18 protein-coding genes are annotated in these 18562 nt (G+C 53.2%); 2 read left to right on the top strand and 16 right to left on the bottom strand.

Annotated elements, in window-relative coordinates:
- Positions 1–138: 138 nt before the first annotated feature.
- Together FHS19_RS12700 and FHS19_RS12695 are read right to left on the bottom strand one after the other, a co-directional pair.
- Complete coding sequence (locus FHS19_RS12700) at positions 139–960, bottom strand: ABC transporter permease (protein WP_183582170.1); 822 nt, start codon at positions 958–960, stop codon at positions 139–141.
- Positions 957–1928 carry an ATP-binding cassette domain-containing protein gene (locus FHS19_RS12695; protein WP_183582169.1) on the bottom strand — a complete coding sequence of 324 codons (972 nt, stop codon included), beginning with the start codon at positions 1926–1928 and terminating at the stop codon, positions 957–959. Before FHS19_RS12695 ends, FHS19_RS12700 begins: the two co-directional genes overlap by 4 nt.
- A gap of 221 nt (positions 1929–2149) precedes the next feature.
- Here FHS19_RS12695 and FHS19_RS12690 point away from each other — a divergent pair, with 221 nt between their 5' ends.
- On the top strand, positions 2150–2935 hold the full coding sequence (locus tag FHS19_RS12690) for a TioE family transcriptional regulator (protein WP_183582168.1): 786 nt from the start codon (positions 2150–2152) through the stop codon (positions 2933–2935).
- Positions 2936–2963: 28 nt separating this feature from the next.
- Here FHS19_RS12690 and FHS19_RS12685 read toward each other — a convergent pair whose 3' ends face one another.
- The 12 genes from FHS19_RS12685 to pdhA all read right to left on the bottom strand — a co-directional run bounded on the left by FHS19_RS12685 (position 2964) and on the right by pdhA (position 16184).
- The gene (locus FHS19_RS12685; protein WP_312887211.1) at positions 2964–3407 is read right to left on the bottom strand and encodes a GNAT family N-acetyltransferase; all 444 of its coding nucleotides are present in this window, start codon (positions 3405–3407) and stop codon (positions 2964–2966) included.
- Positions 3408–3518: 111 nt separating this feature from the next.
- On the bottom strand, positions 3519–5006 hold the full coding sequence (locus FHS19_RS12680; RefSeq protein ID WP_183582166.1) for a glutamate synthase subunit beta: 1488 nt from the start codon (positions 5004–5006) through the stop codon (positions 3519–3521).
- 277 nt (positions 5007–5283) lie between these two features.
- Entirely contained in the window at positions 5284–5772 is a 489-nt protein-coding gene (locus FHS19_RS12675) for a dihydrofolate reductase (RefSeq protein WP_183582165.1), read from the bottom strand.
- Between the two features lie 37 nt (positions 5773–5809).
- Positions 5810–6604 (bottom strand): thymidylate synthase, encoded by a 795-nt coding sequence (gene thyA, locus FHS19_RS12670; RefSeq protein WP_183582164.1) that lies wholly within the window; start codon positions 6602–6604, stop codon positions 5810–5812.
- Between the two features lie 255 nt (positions 6605–6859).
- A complete protein-coding gene (locus FHS19_RS12665; RefSeq protein WP_183582163.1) occupies positions 6860–7735 on the bottom strand; it encodes a carbohydrate ABC transporter permease in 876 nt (291 codons plus the stop codon).
- A 16-nt stretch (positions 7736–7751) separates the two neighbouring features.
- A complete protein-coding gene (locus tag FHS19_RS12660; RefSeq protein WP_183582162.1) occupies positions 7752–8639 on the bottom strand; it encodes a carbohydrate ABC transporter permease in 888 nt (295 codons plus the stop codon).
- Between the two features lie 63 nt (positions 8640–8702).
- A complete protein-coding gene (locus FHS19_RS12655; protein ID WP_246426552.1) occupies positions 8703–9977 on the bottom strand; it encodes an ABC transporter substrate-binding protein in 1275 nt (424 codons plus the stop codon).
- Positions 9978–10139: 162 nt separating this feature from the next.
- The gene (locus tag FHS19_RS12650; protein ID WP_183582161.1) at positions 10140–11009 is read right to left on the bottom strand and encodes an AraC family transcriptional regulator; all 870 of its coding nucleotides are present in this window, start codon (positions 11007–11009) and stop codon (positions 10140–10142) included.
- 295 nt (positions 11010–11304) lie between these two features.
- Positions 11305–12726: a dihydrolipoyl dehydrogenase gene (gene lpdA, locus FHS19_RS12645; RefSeq protein ID WP_183582160.1), complete on the bottom strand. Its 1422-nt coding sequence runs from the start codon at positions 12724–12726 to the stop codon at positions 11305–11307.
- A 3-nt stretch (positions 12727–12729) separates the two neighbouring features.
- The gene (locus FHS19_RS12640; RefSeq protein WP_183582159.1) at positions 12730–14049 is read right to left on the bottom strand and encodes a dihydrolipoamide acetyltransferase family protein; all 1320 of its coding nucleotides are present in this window, start codon (positions 14047–14049) and stop codon (positions 12730–12732) included.
- Positions 14050–14081: 32 nt separating this feature from the next.
- Positions 14082–15062 carry an alpha-ketoacid dehydrogenase subunit beta gene (locus FHS19_RS12635; protein WP_076171334.1) on the bottom strand — a complete coding sequence of 327 codons (981 nt, stop codon included), beginning with the start codon at positions 15060–15062 and terminating at the stop codon, positions 14082–14084.
- Positions 15063–15116: 54 nt separating this feature from the next.
- Entirely contained in the window at positions 15117–16184 is a 1068-nt protein-coding gene (gene pdhA, locus FHS19_RS12630; protein WP_076171332.1) for a pyruvate dehydrogenase (acetyl-transferring) E1 component subunit alpha, read from the bottom strand.
- A gap of 259 nt (positions 16185–16443) precedes the next feature.
- Between pdhA and FHS19_RS12625 the strand changes: the two genes are divergently transcribed.
- Positions 16444–17175, top strand: coding sequence for an alpha/beta hydrolase (locus FHS19_RS12625; RefSeq protein ID WP_183582158.1), 732 nt, complete (start codon positions 16444–16446; stop codon positions 17173–17175).
- Positions 17176–17371: 196 nt separating this feature from the next.
- Here the strand turns inward: FHS19_RS12625 and FHS19_RS12620 are convergent, their stop codons facing one another.
- Both FHS19_RS12620 and FHS19_RS12615 read right to left on the bottom strand, forming a co-directional pair.
- A complete protein-coding gene (locus FHS19_RS12620) occupies positions 17372–17836 on the bottom strand; it encodes a low molecular weight protein-tyrosine-phosphatase (protein ID WP_183582157.1) in 465 nt (154 codons plus the stop codon).
- A 22-nt stretch (positions 17837–17858) separates the two neighbouring features.
- A complete protein-coding gene (locus FHS19_RS12615; RefSeq protein ID WP_183582936.1) occupies positions 17859–18512 on the bottom strand; it encodes a trimeric intracellular cation channel family protein in 654 nt (217 codons plus the stop codon).
- Positions 18513–18562: the final 50 nt, after the last annotated feature.

Genomic DNA, 18562 nt, shown 5'->3' with positions numbered 1-18562 from the left:
AATTATGATAGCATATGAGAGTCCTGATTTTCAATGCAATCGGGGAAGCCTGGGGAGAGTCATCTCGTGGCTGCGGGGCCTCCCACTGCATCAACCTTAGCGGTTTCAGTCCCTGACGATGTTTGCGGTTGGTTTCGGTCATTTACTTTTTTTGCGGTAAAGCCGAAACGCAAGCGGCATAAACACGGCAATCATACATCCCAGGCCGATCAGCGTGGTGGTCAGTGCCGCAGCACCCGTCGTGCCATGCATCAGTGCCCGGGCGGATGAGGAAGCCAGGCTGACGGGATTGTAAGCAACGACCGGACCCAGCCAGTCCGGCATGGTGGACGTATCGGCAAACACGTTGCTCGTAAACATGAGCGGATACAGTACGAGATAGGACATGGTTGTGAGCGATTCGGTTTTTCGTACGGACAGACCCAGGCAGGCAAAAATCCAGCTGAAACCGAAAGCATACAGCATCACGAGCAGCATTGACAGCAGCATTCCAGGCAACCCCGCTTCCGGGCGGAATCCGAGCAGCATCCCGAGTCCTAACGTCGTGATGATCCCGACGGCAAAGGAAATGAGGTTGATGGCCATCGTGCCGATGATCGCCGCGGGCTGCCAGAACGGCAGCGTTCGAAATCGGTTGAAAACACCGCGTTCGATATCCGTTTTAAGATTGATGCCGATGTATACTGTCATGGTGGTAACGGTATACACCATCATGCCCGGCAGCAGGTACTGCAGGTAATTATCCGTTGATCCGGAGATGGCGCCGCCGAACAAATACGTAAAGATCAGCAGAAAGACCGCCGGAAAAATGATCGAATCGATCGCTAAATAAGCCGCGTTGCCGATCGTTTTTCGCCACGAGCGCCAAATAAAGGCCAGTACCGCCTGCAGCGCGCCCGGCCGTGGCGGACGCTCCTTCAAGTTCAGGGCGGCCAGCATTTTGGACTGTGCATCACTCATCGGTTCTCCTCCTTCAAAGTTTCTACTAGAGCGCCCCTACCGGTCAGCGTGAGAAAAACCTCGTCAAGACTAGGCTCTCCCAGCGAGTATTGGTGCGTATAAATGCCTGCCTCACTGAGTTCCGTCAGCGCCAGCGCAGCCTGCCGCGGATCGGAGACTTGAGCCGACAGTTCGGCGGGATTCGCATGAAGCCTGGCTTCGGTTTGAAGTACGCGCCGCAGGACCTGCTCGGCTTCTCCGCGCTGCTTCGGGTCGGCCAGCCGGATCTGAATCGAACCCGAACCGATGGAAGCCTTTAGTTCGGCGGGCGTCCCTTCGGCGATGACGGAGCCCTCGCCGATCACTGCCACGCGGTCGGCAAGCTGGTCCGCTTCCTCCAGATACTGGGTCGTCAGCAGCACGGTTGTGCCATGGTTCACTAAAGCGCGCACGATATCCCACACTTCGCTGCGGCTCCTCGGATCCAGACCGGTCGTCGGTTCGTCCAGAAACAGAAGATCCGGCGCAACGAGCATTGCCGCCGCGATATCCAGCCTCCTCCGCATGCCCCCGGAATACTTTCCGGCCGCACGGCCGGCCGCATCGGTCAGGCCAAACGCATTCAGCAGCTCTTCGGCCCGGACTTTGGCCTCCCGGGCGGAATAACCCGCCAGTCTGCCGAAGAGGACCAGATTATCACGGCCGCTCATCTCCTCGTCCACGGCGGCGAATTGTCCGGTGAGCCCGATCCTTCGGCGGACGGCATCGGCCTCCCGAACGACGTCGAGCCCAAAGATCCGGACCGAACCGGAATCCGGTGCAACCAGCGTAGACAAAATGCCAACCAGCGTCGTCTTGCCTGCCCCATTGGGGCCGAGTACGCCGTACACGGTTCCTCGCCCAACCCGCAGGTCCAATCCCTTGAGAACATCCTCCGTGCCATAGGCTTTCCTTAGACCACGCACTTCAATGGCTAATTCCTGTTTCATGTTCTACCTGCCTCCTCACTCGCTTGAATTCAACTCACACCCAAATTTTATAACACTGATGCAAATGGGAAGGCTTGCAGAAATTTTCAACTGTATGCTTAGTAACTCTGTAACGGGACATTATCATGTAACTTTAAGCTTTTTGTGCAGTGTTTGCCGGCATGTTATTCTTGGGGGAGTGAAGATAGTCCAAGCGCCGCATAGGGGGGGGGGAAAAGGAATTGCGTTATTATAAGCCGATCGAAATCGCCAGGGAATTGTATATCAGCACCAGCGCCCTGCGCCACTATGAATCCTGGGGGGTAGTCCCCGAGCCGGAGCGTTCGGATAACGGCTACCGCCTGTACACCAAGGTGCACCTGGCTTATTTCCGCTGCCTGCGTGCCATGTTTTCGGGATTCGGCGTCGGGGTGACCTCTGAAGTGCTTCGCTTGATTCAACAACGTGACATGGACGGAGCTTTCTGGCTCGTCAATCAGGAGCAGGCTCGTCTGCAGCATGAAAAAACGGTTGCCGAGCAGACCCTCGCTTTGCTTCAGGATCCCGAACTGCCGCTTGTCTCCGGCAAACGATTGAAGAGCCGCATGACGATCGGCGAAGCAGCTGAGCTTACGGATGTTCAGGCCTCGGCGATCCGGCATTGGGAAAAAGAAGGACTGATCCAGCCGGATCGGGATCCCGAAAACGGGTACAGGCTGTTTACCCCAACGCATGTCCGGCAAATTTTGCTGATTCGTACATTAAGGAAGACGGTTTATGTGTTGGAAAACATGAAAGAAATCGTGCAAGGCGTCGAGCAGCATAGCGTTGAAAAAGCGAAGGAGGTGACGCTCGAGGCGTTATCGAGCATCCATGACCGGAACCGGCGGCAGTTCTTCGGGGTACACATGCTGGTCGAGCTGTGCGTCGAAGAAGGACTGATCGATCCGGTAGAATACATTAAAGGCTTGTGGTTTGATTATTACCAAAAAGCGAAAGCGGAAAAAGCACCCGGGGAAGCTCCCTGACCGGGTGCTTCGCTTCGGATGCATTGGTTTACCGTTGCAGCTCCAAATGCAGGAGCGGGAATGGCCGTCCGGAGCCGTCCAGCTCGGAACGCCCCGTCCGTACAAATCCGTAGCGCTTATAAAACGCGTATGCCCCTTCGTTCTGTTCGTTGACGTCGACCCGCAGCCCGCTCCCCTTCAGCTGCTCCGCATACTGGAGTAACCGGGTGCCGATGCCTTGTCCATGCCGGTCGGGATCGACGAACAGCATTTCCACCATGCTGCCGTCCAGCCCGATGAAGCCCAAGGGGACGCCGCTGTCATCCTTTTCCACCCACACTTCCACAAGCTTCAGCGCCTGCTCGTCTACAATCTGTCGGTAGAATGCGATGTCTGCCTCGGTTAAAAAAGCATGCGTCTCACGGACCGCCCGGTACCACAAATCAACCAATTGATCGTGATCCTTCTCCACATAAGCCGTTATTTGTCCCACTGATTTCCGCCTCCTTACTTCGATATTTGACATGATGTAACGAAAAAAAATATCAGCCCCGACACAATCGGAGCTGTTGTCTTAAAATACCCGAAAGACGATGTAGCAGCCTTATACCAGCACCGTCGATCCCATCAAATATTTGTCCACTTCACGGGCAGCTTCGCGGCCTTCGTTGATGGCCCATACGACCAAGCTTTGGCCGCGGCGCATGTCGCCGGCTGCGAAAACTTTGTCCACATTCGTGTTGTATTTACCCTTCCGTGCCTTTACGTTCGAGCGGCGGTCCGTTTCGAGGCCGAGCTGTTCGGTAATCGTCTGCTCCGGTCCGTCGAAGCCGATGGCGATCAGCGCCATTTGCGCTTTGAATACCCGCTCCGTTCCCGGAATCGGCTGATAGATTTTACGTCCGGTTTCGTCCACCATCCGCTGAATTTGAACGGTGTGCAGCTCCTGGAGGTTACCTTTATCATCCCCCACGAATTTGGTGGTCATGATGGAAAATTCACGCGGATCGCTGCCGAAGACCGCTTTCGCCTCTTCCTGGGCGTAGTCGAGCGTGTATACGTTCGGGAACTGCGGCCAAGGGTTGTTGATTGGATCACGCTCCAGCGGTGCCTTCTCATGCGTGCCAAACTGCGTTACGCTTGCGCAGCCATGACGCAGTGCTGTTGCGACGCAGTCCGAACCGGTGTCGCCGCCGCCGATCACGATAACGTCTTTGCCTTCTGCGGAAATGTAGTTCCCGTCGGCAAGACCCGAGTCCAGAAAGCTCTTGATCGTACCGTTCAAGTAAGTCATGGCATAATGAACCCCGTTCAAATCGCTGCCTTCAATGTTGAATTCGCGCGGTTTGGTAGCTCCGCCGCACAACACGACCGCATCGTAATCGTCAACGAGCTGCTGCGCAGGGATGTCCTTGCCGATTTCGGTGTTCGTAATAAACTGGATGCCTTCCGCTGCGAGCAAGTCCACGCGGCGCTGAACGACAGATTTGTCGAGCTTCATCGACGGGATACCGTACATCAGCAGACCGCCGATGCGATCCGCGCGCTCATATACCGTCACGCTGTGGCCCGCTTTGTTCAGCTGTGCTGCCGCGGCCAGTCCTGCCGGGCCCGAGCCCACGACCGCCACGCGTTTGCCTGTACGCTTCTCCGGTGGATTCGGCACGACCCATCCTTCTTCAAACCCTTTATCAATAATAGCCTGCTCGATCGTTTTGATCGTTACCGGCTGGCCGATCAGGCCGACGGTACAAGAGCCTTCGCATGGAGCCGGACAAATCCGGCCGGTGAACTCCGGAAAGTTATTCGTTTTATGCAGACGCTCCAGCGCTTCTCTCCACAGGCCGCGGTAGATGAGGTTGTTCCATTCCGGAATCAGATTGTTGACCGGGCAGCCCGATGTGCCTCCGGCCATATCGATTCCCGTATGACAGTAAGGTGTTCCGCAATCCATACAGCGTGCGCCCTGGGTGCGCAGTTCTTCTTCGGACATATGTTTATGGAACTCTTCCCAATCCTTAATCCGCTGTGCAGGATCGCGATCCGCCGGAAGCTGGCGGCTGTACTCCATAAAGCCTGTTGGTGTTGACATGACGCATTTTCCCCCATCCGTTCTTTTCTATCTTGTTGAAAGTTTCTTCCTATCTATCACATTACGACACGTAGATAGATTGAACCCGAGTCTGTGCATGTATTATCCCCTGAGCACGGCGCAGCTTCCGTGTTAGAGCATGATACTCTCAAGTTCATTCTACATAGATATTTCAATTATAGTATCATTTGAAACTTTGAATATTAAATGGATTATCCGCATAATTATTTGTACTATTTAACATCGAAATCACATGTCATGATAACATGAATTTCGGTTAGCTTTTGCGGATATAGGTGCAGAAACGGTAGGAATACGGGTTTTTCTCATCCGTGATCCCGTCGATCTCTTCTTGCAGAATCCAGTCTCCGAAGTCTACTTCCGGGAAGTAGGTGTCGCCTTCAAACGTCTCGTCGATCCGGGTAACGATCAGGCAGTCGGCGACCGGAAGCAGCTTATAGTAAATCTCGGCTCCTCCGATCACCATGATCTCTTTATTCTTGCCGAGCTCAACCGCTTCTTCTATGGTATGAATGATCTGGGCTCCCGGTGCCTCGTAATCCGGATCGCGGGTCAGGACCACGTTGTCGCGTCCAGGCAGCGGCTTACCGCCAAAGGATTCCCATGTCTTGCGGCCCATGAGGACCGTTTTGCCCATCGTTTTCTCCTTGAAAAAAGCCATGTCCCGCGGAAGCCGCCAAGGAAGCTTGTTGTCCCGCCCTATTACTCCGTTTGAGCCCATGGCCCAGATAAACGTCATTGTCATGGTCCGAAAGCTCCCTTCAACATAAAATAAATGCCGGCTAGATGGCTACCGGCGCTTTAATCCCCGGATGATGCTGATAATTCACGAACTCGAAATCCTCGAACTTATAGTCGAAAATCGATTCGGGCTTCCGTTTGATCACAAGCTGAGGCAGCTCGAATGGCTCTCGCTCCAGCTGGGTTTTGACCTGTTCCAAATGGTTTGAATAAATATGCACATCGCCGCCGGACCAAATGAATTCCCCGACTTCGAGCCCGCACTGCTGGGCTACCATGTGCGTCAGCAGCGCGTAGCTGGCAATATTAAACGGCAGACCGAGGAAGGTGTCGACCGAACGCATCGTCAGCATGCAGGACAATTTGCCTCCGGCTACATAGAATTGGAATACGAAATGGCACGGAGGAAGCTTCATGTTCTCAATTTCCGCCACGTTCCATGCGCTGACGATATGCCGGCGGGAATCCGGATTCCGCTTGATCGAATCGATCACATTCGCAATCTGATCGATATGGGTGCCGTCCGGTGCCTCCCAGTTCCGCCACTGAGAGCCGTACACCGGTCCCAAATCCCCGTTCTCGTCAGCCCACTCGTCCCATATGGAAACGCCGTTTTCTTTCAGGTACCGAATATTCGTATCGCCGCTCAAAAACCACAGCAGCTCATGGACGACCGATTTCAAATGGATGCGCTTCGTCGTCACCAGCGGGAAGCCCTGGGACAGGTCGAACCGCAGCTGCCGTCCGAAGACGGAAATCGTGCCGGTTCCGGTCCGGTCTTCCTTAGGGGTGCCATGTTCCAGTATGTCCTGCAGCAGCTCCAAATAGTTTCGCACTTTGTATCCATCCTCTCGATGCCGTTGTCTATATATCTGTAGATCGTGTATAGTCTAGTTTACCATGCGGGGGCATGGTTGATAAATACCTAAAAAAGTCACCTCCCCGTGACCAGAATCAGCTCGCTTGCCGCTTCCCGGAGCTAACTGCAAAAAAACGGTCCCCAGGATTTCGCCCAAGAACCGTCCAAACGTCCGAATGTGTTGTTGTGGTTTCATTATTCTCACGCCATTTTTCATATGGCAGAAGAAGCGTTACCCTTTCACGGCTCCAATCGCCACACCGCCGATGATCTGCTTCGAAAAGACCGCAAACACGATGATGATCGGCACGATCGAGATCGCCACGCCCAGGTACAGCAGGCCGTAGTCCATTCCGTAATAGCCCTGCACGAGCGCAACCAGAACCGGTAACGGATATTTGCTCTGCGAGAAGAACAGGACGAGCGGGCCGAGGAAGTTGTTCCAGGAGCCGATGAAAGTAAAGATGCCGAGAGCGGAAACCGCAGGACCCAAGATTGGCAGGATGATCTGGTTGAACGTCCGGAACTCGCCCGCCCCGTCGACCCGTGACGATTCGATGATTTCGTCCGGAATGCTTCCGTCGATAAACTGTTTGATAAAAAAGACGTTGAAGGCGTTCGCCGCCGCCGGCAGAATGATGGCCGCGTAGCTGTCGAGCAGGCCGAATGTGCTGAACAGCCGGTATACCCCGATCAGGGCCAGCTGCCCGGGCACCATCATCGTGGCCAGCAGGGCGAAGAACAGCTGCTTGTTGCCTTTAAACCGGAATTTGGCGAAGCCGTAGGCCGTCAGCGCCCCGATATACAGGGACAGCACCGTCGTGGATCCCGCAATGAAAAAGCTGTTCATGAATCCCCGCCATATGTTGATTTTTGCGGCCATGTTGCTGTAGTTCGCCCATAGATCCTTCCCCGGCAGAAAGATGAACGATGAGGCGATGTCGGCATTGCTGTGGCTGGAGTAGATCAGCATGAGATAAAACGGGATGATACAAATGATGGCAAACCCGATCAGGAATATATACATCAGCACCATGCCGGCGGACAGGCGGCGTTTGGGCTTGGCGGCATACGGAATATCCCGCCGGATCGGTCTAATCGCTTCCATGTTATCGACTCCTTCCTCAAGCCTTCTTCCGGTTCGTCAGCACAAACGACAGGACGGAGAACAGAATGATAATGATGAACAGGCAGAACGCGATGGCAGCTCCATAGCCAAACCGCGTGCTCTGAAACGCGACGTTGTACAGGTACATAATGCTGGTCATCGATGCGCGGTCCGGCGCCCCTGTGCCGTTGGTAAGGGTGAAGGGCTGATCGAAAATCTGCATCCCGCCGATGATTGACGTAATGACCTGGAACAAAATGATGGGCTTCAGCATCGGAACCGTGATATGCAGGAAAATATGCTTTTTCGTAGCACCGTCGATTTCTGCGGCCTCGGTCAGCGAGGGATCGATCCCCTGCAGTCCCGCCAAATAAATGATCATGGAGTAGCCGAAGTATTGAAAGAACAAAATCGAGGACACGATCAGCCGCATAAACCAGGCGTTGTTCTTCCAGTTGATCGGATCGTGGATGATTCCGCTCTCGACGAGAAAGTGGTTCAGCCCGCCCGACTGCCAGTCGAAAATCAGGCTCACCAGCAGCCCCAGCGAAGCGGCGGTGACGATATGCGGGAAGAAGTAGACGGCGCGGAAGATGTTTCTTCCCTTGACGAACTTCTCGTTTAAAATAAAGGCGAGCACAAGCGAAACGGTCAGTTGGGGGATGACGGACACGCCCCAAATAAACAGCGTGTTGAGAAAGGTTTTGTAAAATATCGGGTCGTGGAATACCGCAATGTAATTGCCCAGCCCCACGAATTCCGGCGTCCGGATCCCGTCCCAGTTCGTAAAGCTGATATACAGCGAGTATAGAATCGGATACAGTCCGAACAGCAGAAAGATGATAAAGAATGGTGCAATGAAAAAATAACCGTAATGGTCCTTCCGGATCGATTTGGCAAACATGGACGCACCTCCTGGTTTGGGTTGTTCCAACGTTGTCGCAGCCGAATGTTCAGCCGCTAGGCGTCAATCCACCTCCAGCTCGGGGTACCTGAGCTTGACGTCCCGTTTAATTCTTTGGATGGCTTCTTCTTTCGTCTTCATTTTGTTGTTCAAATACAGCTGCAGTACGTTTTTGTATATGTCATTATTGATCACCGTATCAAAAGGCGTCCGCTGATAGCTGGGCACGTTTTTCGCTTCCTCGGAAAAGAACTCGAAGTGCTTCTGGTTCCCCAGGTAAGCGGAAGTGAGTGTCGGAGCCAGCTGGTCGTCCACAACCCGGTTGCTCGTAAAGTAATCCTGATCATGGGCCAGCTCGGTCAAAAACTCGTGATCGAAATTGTAGAACTGGATGAATTTCCACGCCAGATCCTTGTTTTTGCTTTTGCTGTACATGGCGATATACGTGCCCCCGGAGCTGAACGAGGCCGGGCCGTGTGCGAGCCCCCATTTTCCCGAGGTGTCCGGCGCATTCGCCTTGAACGTGTACTGCAGCGCCCAGCTCGCCCCCGGATAGAACATCACCTCGCCCTTTTGCATGGATGCGGCATAGCCGGCACTGCCGTCGTCAAATTCGGCCAGCACATGCCGCTGCCGCGCTTCCCTCACCATATCGAGCACCTTCAGATAAGCGTCGTTGATGACAAGCTTGTTGTCCTTGACCCATGGAATGCCTTCGTATGACACGGAAATGGCGTTCCAATTCGCCAGGGCGTGCACTTTGCCCCCGCTTTCTTTGGCAACCCTTTCGCCGATGTCGAAAATTTTGTCCCAAGAGTCGATCTGCTTGCTGACTTCTTCCGGATCGTCAGTGCCCAAATATTGTTTGGCCAGATCCCTGCGGTAATAAATGCCTCCAGGTGTCGCTTGATAGCCAAGCGCCTTGACGTTCCCTTCAGAATCCTTTTCGTTGGCTTGCACGAAAGGATACTGCTCGGGAATGAGCTTGTTTGCATCGTACGGAGCCGCAGACAGATTCTCCAGGTAGGGAACGTCGATCAGCTCACGGATATTCCCGTTTTCGAGCATGAACACGTCCGGTGCCTTGGAGGCCGTCTGCAAGGCGGATTTCAGCTTGGTGATGTAGAAGTTGCCGGGGATGTTGACAAAGTTTACCTTGACCCCGGGGTATTTCTTTTCGAACTTATCAATGGCGTAATTTGCCTCATCGGTAAAACTCCATACGGTAATTTCCTGGCTAGAGCCCGTTCCTTTGCCCGAGACCGTACACCCGGCCAACAGGATGGACAAGCCCAGCAGACTCAGCATAAAGGTATATCCCCAATGATTTCTTCTCATGAGCACCCGTCCTTTGCTTTTCGCTTGATGTGGGTCAATCCCAGGATAACGGTTAGTCCCCCCTCATTCACGATTAAAAGGAAACGCTTACATATAAGTTTGTTATCATTTTATGGGATTTTTGGCGGCCGGGCTCATCGGATATTGGCCTGGATTGTTCATTTATTGCGCAGTCCTGCCGCTTTGCTTACGAAATTCGGATGGCGTGCAGCCATTGTATTTTTTAAAAATGCGGTTAAACGAGTTCAGATTGTTGAATCCGTTCCGCACTGCGATCTGCAGGATGGATTCAGAACCGCCTAGCAGCTCCCATTTAGCCTGTGCAATCCGGTATTGATTCAAGTAATCCATAACCGTCATGCCGCGGGCGTCCTTAAACAGCTTGCATAAATAAAATTTGTTAAAGTTCGTATGCTCGGCAATGTCATCCAGCTTCAGCGGCTGGTCGTAGTTCCTTTCCATGTACTCGCACACCGCCTCAATAAAGGCGAATTTCTTGCTCTGGGAACAGGCGCCCCCTGGATAATCCTCTTCCGCTTGACCCGGCTTGAGCCGGATCAGGCGAACGATCAAGTCGTACAGCCTTGCTTTCATAGACCATTTATAACCGGGCTGCCTGCCCGATTCTTCTTCAGCAATCGCTTTCATCATCAGCGCTAAATTAGCTTTCTGCACCAAATGCGCCGGAATGACGGTGTTGTGCGATACGAGCGACTTTAAGCTCTGCTCATCCGGGCCGCATGGGTTCGTTCCCGTTAAAAAATGCATGCGAAAGACGATAATCAGCAGCTTGCCGGTGCCGGGCAAAAAAGAGTGGACTTCACCCGGCTTGATCATCAAAATCTCCCCTTTCTTCAGCTCACATAAATGATGGTTCAATTCGATGCGCGCCCCGCTTTCGGCCACGTATACAATTTCCACTTCTTCATGCCAATGCGGCGCAAAAAGAAACGTTTCTTCCGTCTGAACCACACGAATCGGAAAATCTTCGTCCATCAGTCCTCTTTCCAGAAATGAGGTCAACGTTCCCATAACATCCCCCACCTTTCCTAGAATGAAACGTTCTGCTCCTTCCATTGTAGCAAAATCCCCAACGGATCAGCATCATCACCCAGAGGATCCCATAATTAGAAAAAAAATAAATACCCTCTTACTATCATATGGGTGGGTTGCAAAACAGCCCCTTCTAGGCCGGATATTTCAGCGGTAATCGGATCCGGGCCCTTTACCAGTCACACTTGAAATGTGAAGTCCCTTAAAAGCAAAAAAGGAAAGAGCCGCAAGAGGCGGCTCTTTCCTTGAGTTACTTCTGCTGTATGATAATAACTTAGCGGCGTGGTGCGATCACGTGAATCGGATTGCCCAGCGCAAGCTCGGCGGTTTCCATGACGATTTCGCCCAGTGTTGGATGCGCATGGATTGTCAAAGCGATATCTTCCAGCGTAGCGCCCATTTCGATAGCCAAGCCCAGCTCAGCGATCAGGTTGGAAGCTTCCACCCCGGCGATATGGCATCCCAGCACAAGCTGAGTTTCTTCGTCAAAGACCAGCTTCACGAAGCCGTCCGCAGCGTTGAGGGACAAGGCGCGTCCGTTGCCCGCAAACGGGAACTTAGCCGCTTTTGCCTTGTAGCCTTTTTCCTTCGCTTCTTTTTCGGTGTAGCCTACGCTCGCGCACTCAGGATCGACGAACGCTACAGCAGGAACGACTTTGTAGTCCACAACGGAAGGATGTCCGGAGATGGCTTCAGCCGCTACTTTACCTTCGTAGGAAGCTTTGTGTGCCAGTGCAGGACCTTTAACGATGTCGCCGATTGCAAAAATATGCGGCTTGTTCGTACGTCCTTGATGATCAACTTTGATCAGGCCGCGGTCATCCAACTCGATACCGATCAGGTCGAGTCCGAGCTCTCCGTCGGTGTTTGGACGGCGACCAACCGTAACGAGCAGGTAATCGGCCGTGACTTCTTTCGTTTCGCCGTTCACGGAGTATTTCACCGTGACTTCGTTGTCGGTTTGAGTCGCGCTTTCCGCTTTGGCGTTCGTGATGATTTCCACGCCGGTTTTGGTCATGCTCTTCACAACGAGCTTCGTCATGTCCGGATCGAATCCGTTCAGGATGGAATCCAGTCCTTCGATGATCGTTACTTTCGTTCCGAATTTGGAGTACATTTGGCCAAGCTCGGCACCGATGTATCCGCCGCCGATAACAACCATGCTCTTCGGAATTTCAGGTAGGCTCAGCGCTTCTGTCGAGGACAGGATGCGGCCGCCGAACGGGAACGGTTTGAGCTCGATCGGACGGGAGCCCGTAGCGATGATGCAGTTTTTGAAACGGTAGCGAGGGGACTCGTGCTCGTTGAATACGCGCGCCTCGTTTTCGTTGATGAACATGCATTCGCCGTTGAAAATTTCAACCTTGTTGCCTTTGAGCAGGCCGGCAACGCCGCCGGTCAGCTTTTTCACAACGCCGTTTTTGAATTCCTGGGTTTTGCTAAAGTCCACTTTTACATTTTCGGCAGTGACGCCGAAAGATTCGCCGTGAACGGCAGACTCATATTGATGAGCCGCCGCAATCAGGGCTTTGGAAGGAATACATCCGCGGTTCAAGCATACGCCGCCCACTTCGGATTTATCCACAATCAGAACCTTTTGTCCAAGCTGGGCAGCACGGATAGCTGCCACGTAGCCGCCGGGACCAGCACCAATCACTAATGTATCGATATCGAGAGAAGCGTCACCTACTACCATATCTTACACCTCCATAACCAGCAGCTCAGGATTGCTGAGCAGTGATTTAATATAGTTCATAAAGTTTTGGGCTGTGGCACCGTCGATGATGCGGTGGTCAAAGCTCAGGGACAGGGCCATAACTGGAGCTGCCACGATTTCGCCGTTCTTCACGACAGGTTTTTCGGTAATGCGTCCGGTACCCAGGATCGCCACTTCAGGGAAGTTGATGATCGGAGTAAAGAACATGCCGCCGGCGGAACCGATATTGGTGATGGAGATCGTGCTGCCTTTCATTTCTGCCGGAGCCAGTTTGCCGTCACGGCCGCGTGCCGCGAGGTCGCGGATTGCGTCGGCGATCATCCAGATGCTCTTACGGTCGGCATCTTTGATGACCGGTACGATCAGACCGTTGTCCGTATCGGTTGCGATACCGATGTTGTAGTACTTCTTGTAGACGATTTCGTTGTTTTCTTCGTCGATCGTCGCGTTCAAAGCAGGGAATTGACGGCTGGCCGCCACAAGCGCTTTGACGATAAACGGCAGGTACGTGACCTTCGTGCCTTTCTTCTCGGCGATCGGCTTCATGCGGGTACGGAATGCTACCAGCTCGGTCACGTCCACTTCGTCCATGATCGTAACATGCGGAGCCGTGTACGCCGATTTCACCATGGCGTTGGCGATTGCCTTACGGATTCCCTTGAACGGTACGCGCTCTTCTTCAGCACGCGGATCTGCAGCAGGTGCTGCCGCCGCTGCAGGAGCAGCCTTGTCTTCAGCTTTCGCTGCTGCAGGTGCTGCCGCTTGGCCGCCGCCGTTTTTGAACGCTTCGACGTCTTCTCGAGTAACTTTACCGTTGTTGCCGGTTCCGTTCACTTGCGCGATGTCAACACCTTGCTCACGCGCAAACTTGCGCACGCTAGGCGTAGCCAGCACTTCTTTGTTCGGAGCTGAAGGAGCCGGAGCTTGGTCAGCGCCGCCTTCTTTGGCATCGGATGGGCTGCTTGCCGCAGGGGAAGAAGTCGTATCCGCGCTGCCTTTCGCTGCGTCGGCTTCTTGGGCGCCGTGGTCGCCGGCAGGAGCTTCCTGCTCAGGCACTTCGCCTTCCGCGTCGATAATGGCGACTACTTCGCCCACACGGCACACCTGTCCGTCCTTCGTGAACACTTCCAGCACTGTGCCGTTAACCGGACAAGGCACTTCTACAACCGCCTTGTCGTTCTGCACTTCCATAATGATGTCGTCGTCTGTTACTTTATCGCCAGGCTTGATATGCATTTTGATAATTTCGCCTTCATGCAAGCCCTCTCCCAGTTCGGGGAACCGATATTCAAATTTTGCCACGTTACTACCTCCCTATTGAATGACTGCGATTCTTAGAATTCCATGACTTTGTTGACTGCAGCGATGACTCGAGCCGGTGTAGGAAGCCATGTGTCTTCGATTTGGGCAAAAGGATATACCGTGTCAGGTCCAGCTACACGCAGTACTGGAGCTTCCAGGTGAAGAATCGCCTTTTCGTTGATTTGAGCAATGACCTCAGCCGCGACGCCGGAAGTTTTTTGTGCTTCCTGTACGACGATGGCACGGTTTGTTTTCTTGATCGATGCAACGATCGTATCGATATCCAAAGGATTCAGCGTACGCAGGTCGATGATTTCGGCTTTGATGCCTTTCGTTTTCTCAAGCTCTTCCGCTGCTTTCGTTGCCGTGTGAACCATCATGCCGTAGGCGATGATCGTCACGTCGGAGCCTTCGCGGACCACGTTGGCTTTACCCAGCTCAACGACGTAATCCTCTTCAGGCACTTCGGCGCGGAACGCGTGGTACAGGTTCAGGTGCTCCATGAAGAACACCGGATCGTTGTCGCGGATCGCCGCAATCATCAGGCCTTTGGCGTCGTAAGGGTTCGACGGCACTACCACTTTAATACCCGGAGTTTGTACCGCCAAACCTTCCAGGGAATCGGTGTGAAGCTCAGCCGCTTTAACCCCGCCGCCAAACGGTGTGCGGAATACGATCGGCGCATTGTAGCGTCCGCCGGAACGGAAACGCATGCGGGCTGCCTGTACAAACATTTGGTCGAGCGCTTCAAAGATAAAGCCGACAAACTGGATTTCGGCTACTGGACGGAAGCCTTGAATCCCGAGGCCCACAGCCAAGCCGCCGATCGCGGATTCAGCCAGCGGCGTGTCAAAGACGCGCTCCTCTCCGAATTCTTTTTGCAGCCCTTCCGTTGCACGGAACACGCCGCCGACATTACCTACGTCCTCACCAAACACAATCACGTTCGGGTCACGCTTGAGTTCCACGCGCAGCGCATCGCGGATTGCTTCCTTCATATTCATTTGTGCCATTGCTTCATTTCCTCCTTAAACATTCGTTAAACTACGCAAAACGGATCAAACGATTTATTGGAAATCGGCCTTTTGTTCTTCCAAATGTTTCGGTGTTTGTTCGAACATGCTGTCGATCAGGCCGGGAACGGTCATTTTTTGAGTTTGTTCCGCTTTTTTGATCTCTTCGTTCACTTTCGCTTTGGCTTCCTCTTTCACGCGGGCCGTGTCTTCTTCCGACCACAGGCCTTTCTTCTCCAGGTACTTGCCGAGGCGCGTAATCGGATCCTTCGCGTTCCATTCGCCTTCTTCGTCCTTCGTGCGGTATTTGGTAGCATCGTCAGACAAGGAGTGCGGACGGTAACGGTAAGTTACGCCTTCGATCAGGGTTGCGCCTTCGCCGTTACGCGCTAGCTCAGCAGCTTCTTGAACAGCACTAATAACGGCAAGCACGTCCATACCGTCGACTTTTACGCCGCGGATGCCGGCTGCAACCGCTTTGTGCGCGATCGACAAGGCTGCCGTTTGTTTTGCGAAAGGAGTCGTAATGGCGTAGCCGTTGTTTTGTACGAAGAAAATAACAGGAAGTTTGAAGCGTCCGGCATAGTTCAGGCCTTCGTAGAAGTCGCCCTCGGAAGATCCGCCGTCACCTGTGTACGTAATGACCACTTGCTTCTGCTTCTTCAGCTTGTAGCCCATGGCAATACCCATCGCGTGCAAAATTTGCGCACCGATAATAATTTGAGGCATCAAAACGTTAACGCCCTCAGGAATGCGGCCGCCTTCTTGATGTCCGCGGGAGTACAGGAATGCTTGGTAAAGCGGAAGTCCGTGCCATACGATCTGCGGCATGTCGCGGTAGCCCGGGCAGATAAAATCATCTTTCTCCAGCGCGAATTCACTGCCGACCATTGTAGCTTCCTGACCGGAAACCGGTGCGTAGAAGCCGAGACGGCCCTGACGCCCAAGGTTAACGGCACGGTCATCCCAAGTACGTGTAAATACCATACGGTACATAATTTCTTTTAACTGATCATCAGTAAGTTTAGGCATTTTCGCTTCATTAACAATTTCACCGTCCGGAGAAAGCACGGAAAGCGCTTCGACTTCCTCGGTGTACACTTCATAAGGAACCTTGCTCATTCTCTTCACCTCAACAAAAAAATTTGAATATCAAGTTCCGCTGTTATAGAATTATTATACACCTGTTTTATTCAATTCGTCAAAGCTATTGCGGATTAAATTTCAAAATATTTGCGCTTTGTATGTATAACAGGTTAATCTATTTTGTATAACAGACAGAATGCTTTGACTGAAACAGGTACAAAATCGGCAAACATGGGTTATAGTAACTTATTGTTTTCCCGATTGCAAAAATTAACCGCACGAAAGGTGATCATGAATGACGGATTCAAAATACTTGAAACGAACCATTCACAAGGAACAACTGGAGAGCCGCTTTTTAAATGAAAGCCGCAACCTGCGCGTATATCTTCCGCCCGGTTACCACGAGGTCGTCAGCTATCCGGTCATCTACTGCCAGGATGGCGAGGAATTTTTTAATTTCGGCCGGATCGCCACCATCGCCAATCAGCTGATCCTGGACGATCTCGCCGAACCCTTCATCGTCGTGGGCGTCGAGGTCGACACCGCCGTGCGAACCGAAGAATATGCGCCGTTCGGCAGCCGGTTCGAGGCTTACACCCGTTGCTTTGCCGAAGAAATTATTCCCTTCATCGAGCAAAAATATCCGGTGCGCCAGGACCCCGAGCAGCGCGTGCTGGCCGGTGACTCGCTGGGGGGATGCGTATCGCTCCACTTGGCCATGAACTATCCGGAACTGTTCCACCGGATCATCAGCTTGTCCGGCGCGTACTATACGGACACCCAGGAAATCGTAGCCGATAACGACGACTTGTCCTGGCTCGATGTCTACATGATCGTCGGCCTCCAGGAAACCCATTTCGAGAGCGACCTTGGGGTCTACAACTTCGTCGAGATCAACCGAAGCATGAAAGAACTGCTGTTGGACCGCGGCGCAACCGTTCAGTATACCGAGAAAGACGGCAAGCATATTTGGGGCTTCTGGCAAAAAGAGCTGCCGGATGCGCTGCTTTATTTTTTTCGCGCCTGACCCCGTTTCCCCCTATTGAACAGCACAAAGGTGAACATGTTCCGGTATGAATGCTAATGCAGCAGCCACATCTCAGCCGACGTTCACCTTTTTTATCCCCGCAAGTGGTTACGCTTTCAATTCCAGCCTGAAAAAACGGCAGTGCGCCTGCCGCTTTCCTTCTTGATCATTGCCTTGTTCGGGCGTGTCTTTTCTATTATAGCTTTTCTTGGCATATTTTGTCCAAAAGTACCTGGCAGCCCGCGTCCATCAATTCGTAAACCTGCTCGAAATTCCCCGTATAATACGGGTCCGGCACTTCGCGAAGCTCATGATCCGGCAGCAGGTCCATAAACTTCAGGATGGCCGCCTGTTCACCCCCCGGAAGCTTGCGCAGGTTCGCCGCGTTGCTGTCATCCATGCAGACGATGTAGTCGAAGGTTTCGAAATCGCTGCTCGCGACCTGTCTCGCCTTCATCCCCGCATAACTGATCTTGAACTGATCCAGCATCCTCCGGGTTCCTTCATGCGGAATCTTACCGATGTGCCAATCTCCCGTGCCGGCGGAATCCACGCTGATCTTTCCTTCCAAGCCGGCCTCGCCCACTTTATGCCGCATGATCGCCTCAGCCATCGGTGAGCGGCAAATGTTGCCCAAACAAACAAATAAAACGGAAATCATGTATGTCTAGTCCTCCTAGCTTTTATGCTGATCCCTTGTGCCGCTTGTCGCCAATGACCGGCTGAATCGCAGATGGCTGCAGCGAACGCCGCGGGAGCTTCCATTGATAGAAAACGGACAGCATCCGGAACACTACCACAGCCGCAAACAGAACGATCACTTCCAGTGTAGTCTGGATCCAATGCAGTCCGATGGCTACCCCGGCCAGCATCGCCCACACGGCGTAAATTTCGTCGCGAAGCACAAGCGGCTTCCTTCCGGCGAGCAGATCCCGGATCATTCCTCCCCCACTGCCCGTTAACACGGCGGCAACAACGACCGCGCTGAGCGGATGATGCATATTGGTCGCATACAATGCGCCTTGGATGGCGAAGGCTGATAACCCCACCGCATCCAGCAGCGCCTCCGCTCTCTTCCAGTGCCTGATCCAGTTTACAGGCAGCAGGAAAGCGACGATCACTGCCACAATCGCCAATTTAATCAGCAGTCCCTGGCTCCAGAGTGTCGTCACCGGCACGCCGATCAGCACATTGCGGATGACCCCACCCCCGAAGGCGGTCACCAGGCCGAGAACCAAGATTCCCAAAATGTCGTACTCTTCCTCCATGGCTACGAGCGCACCGGACATGGCGAAAGCGATGGTGCCGATTATGCTGAACAGTTCAAAAACGTGCATGTCCACTTTCTTTCTGACCTCTCCCTAACATATGCTGTCATCCATTGTAG

The organism is Paenibacillus rhizosphaerae, assembly GCF_014192015.1.
Lineage (GTDB): Bacteria > Bacillota > Bacilli > Paenibacillales > Paenibacillaceae > Paenibacillus_AQ > Paenibacillus_AQ rhizosphaerae.
The sequence above is the reverse complement of the archived record's forward strand: the minus strand, read 5'-3'. Positions and strand labels throughout refer to the sequence as shown.

Bases quoted from the DNA above. Each gene is read 5' to 3' on its own strand.
- FHS19_RS12700 (WP_183582170.1), bottom strand. From the start codon at position 960: ATGAGTGATGCACAGTCCAAAATGCTGGCCGCCCTGAACTTGAAGGAG.
- FHS19_RS12655 (WP_246426552.1), bottom strand. From the start codon at position 9,977: ATGAGAAGAAATCATTGGGGATATACCTTTATGCTGAGTCTGCTGGGC.
- FHS19_RS12625 (WP_183582158.1), top strand. From the start codon at position 16,444: ATGACGGATTCAAAATACTTGAAACGAACCATTCACAAGGAACAACTG.
- FHS19_RS12620 (WP_183582157.1), bottom strand. From the start codon at position 17,836: ATGATTTCCGTTTTATTTGTTTGTTTGGGCAACATTTGCCGCTCACCG.
- FHS19_RS12675 (WP_183582165.1), bottom strand. From the start codon at position 5,772: ATGACAATGACGTTTATCTGGGCCATGGGCTCAAACGGAGTAATAGGG.
- FHS19_RS12650 (WP_183582161.1), bottom strand. From the start codon at position 11,009: ATGGGAACGTTGACCTCATTTCTGGAAAGAGGACTGATGGACGAAGAT.
- lpdA (WP_183582160.1), bottom strand. From the start codon at position 12,726: ATGGTAGTAGGTGACGCTTCTCTCGATATCGATACATTAGTGATTGGT.
- FHS19_RS12615 (WP_183582936.1), bottom strand. From the start codon at position 18,512: ATGCACGTTTTTGAACTGTTCAGCATAATCGGCACCATCGCTTTCGCC.
- FHS19_RS12680 (WP_183582166.1), bottom strand. From the start codon at position 5,006: ATGTCAACACCAACAGGCTTTATGGAGTACAGCCGCCAGCTTCCGGCG.
- FHS19_RS12660 (WP_183582162.1), bottom strand. From the start codon at position 8,639: ATGTTTGCCAAATCGATCCGGAAGGACCATTACGGTTATTTTTTCATT.
- FHS19_RS12695 (WP_183582169.1), bottom strand. From the start codon at position 1,928: ATGAAACAGGAATTAGCCATTGAAGTGCGTGGTCTAAGGAAAGCCTAT.
- pdhA (WP_076171332.1), bottom strand. From the start codon at position 16,184: ATGAGCAAGGTTCCTTATGAAGTGTACACCGAGGAAGTCGAAGCGCTT.
- FHS19_RS12665 (WP_183582163.1), bottom strand. From the start codon at position 7,735: ATGGAAGCGATTAGACCGATCCGGCGGGATATTCCGTATGCCGCCAAG.
- FHS19_RS12635 (WP_076171334.1), bottom strand. From the start codon at position 15,062: ATGGCACAAATGAATATGAAGGAAGCAATCCGCGATGCGCTGCGCGTG.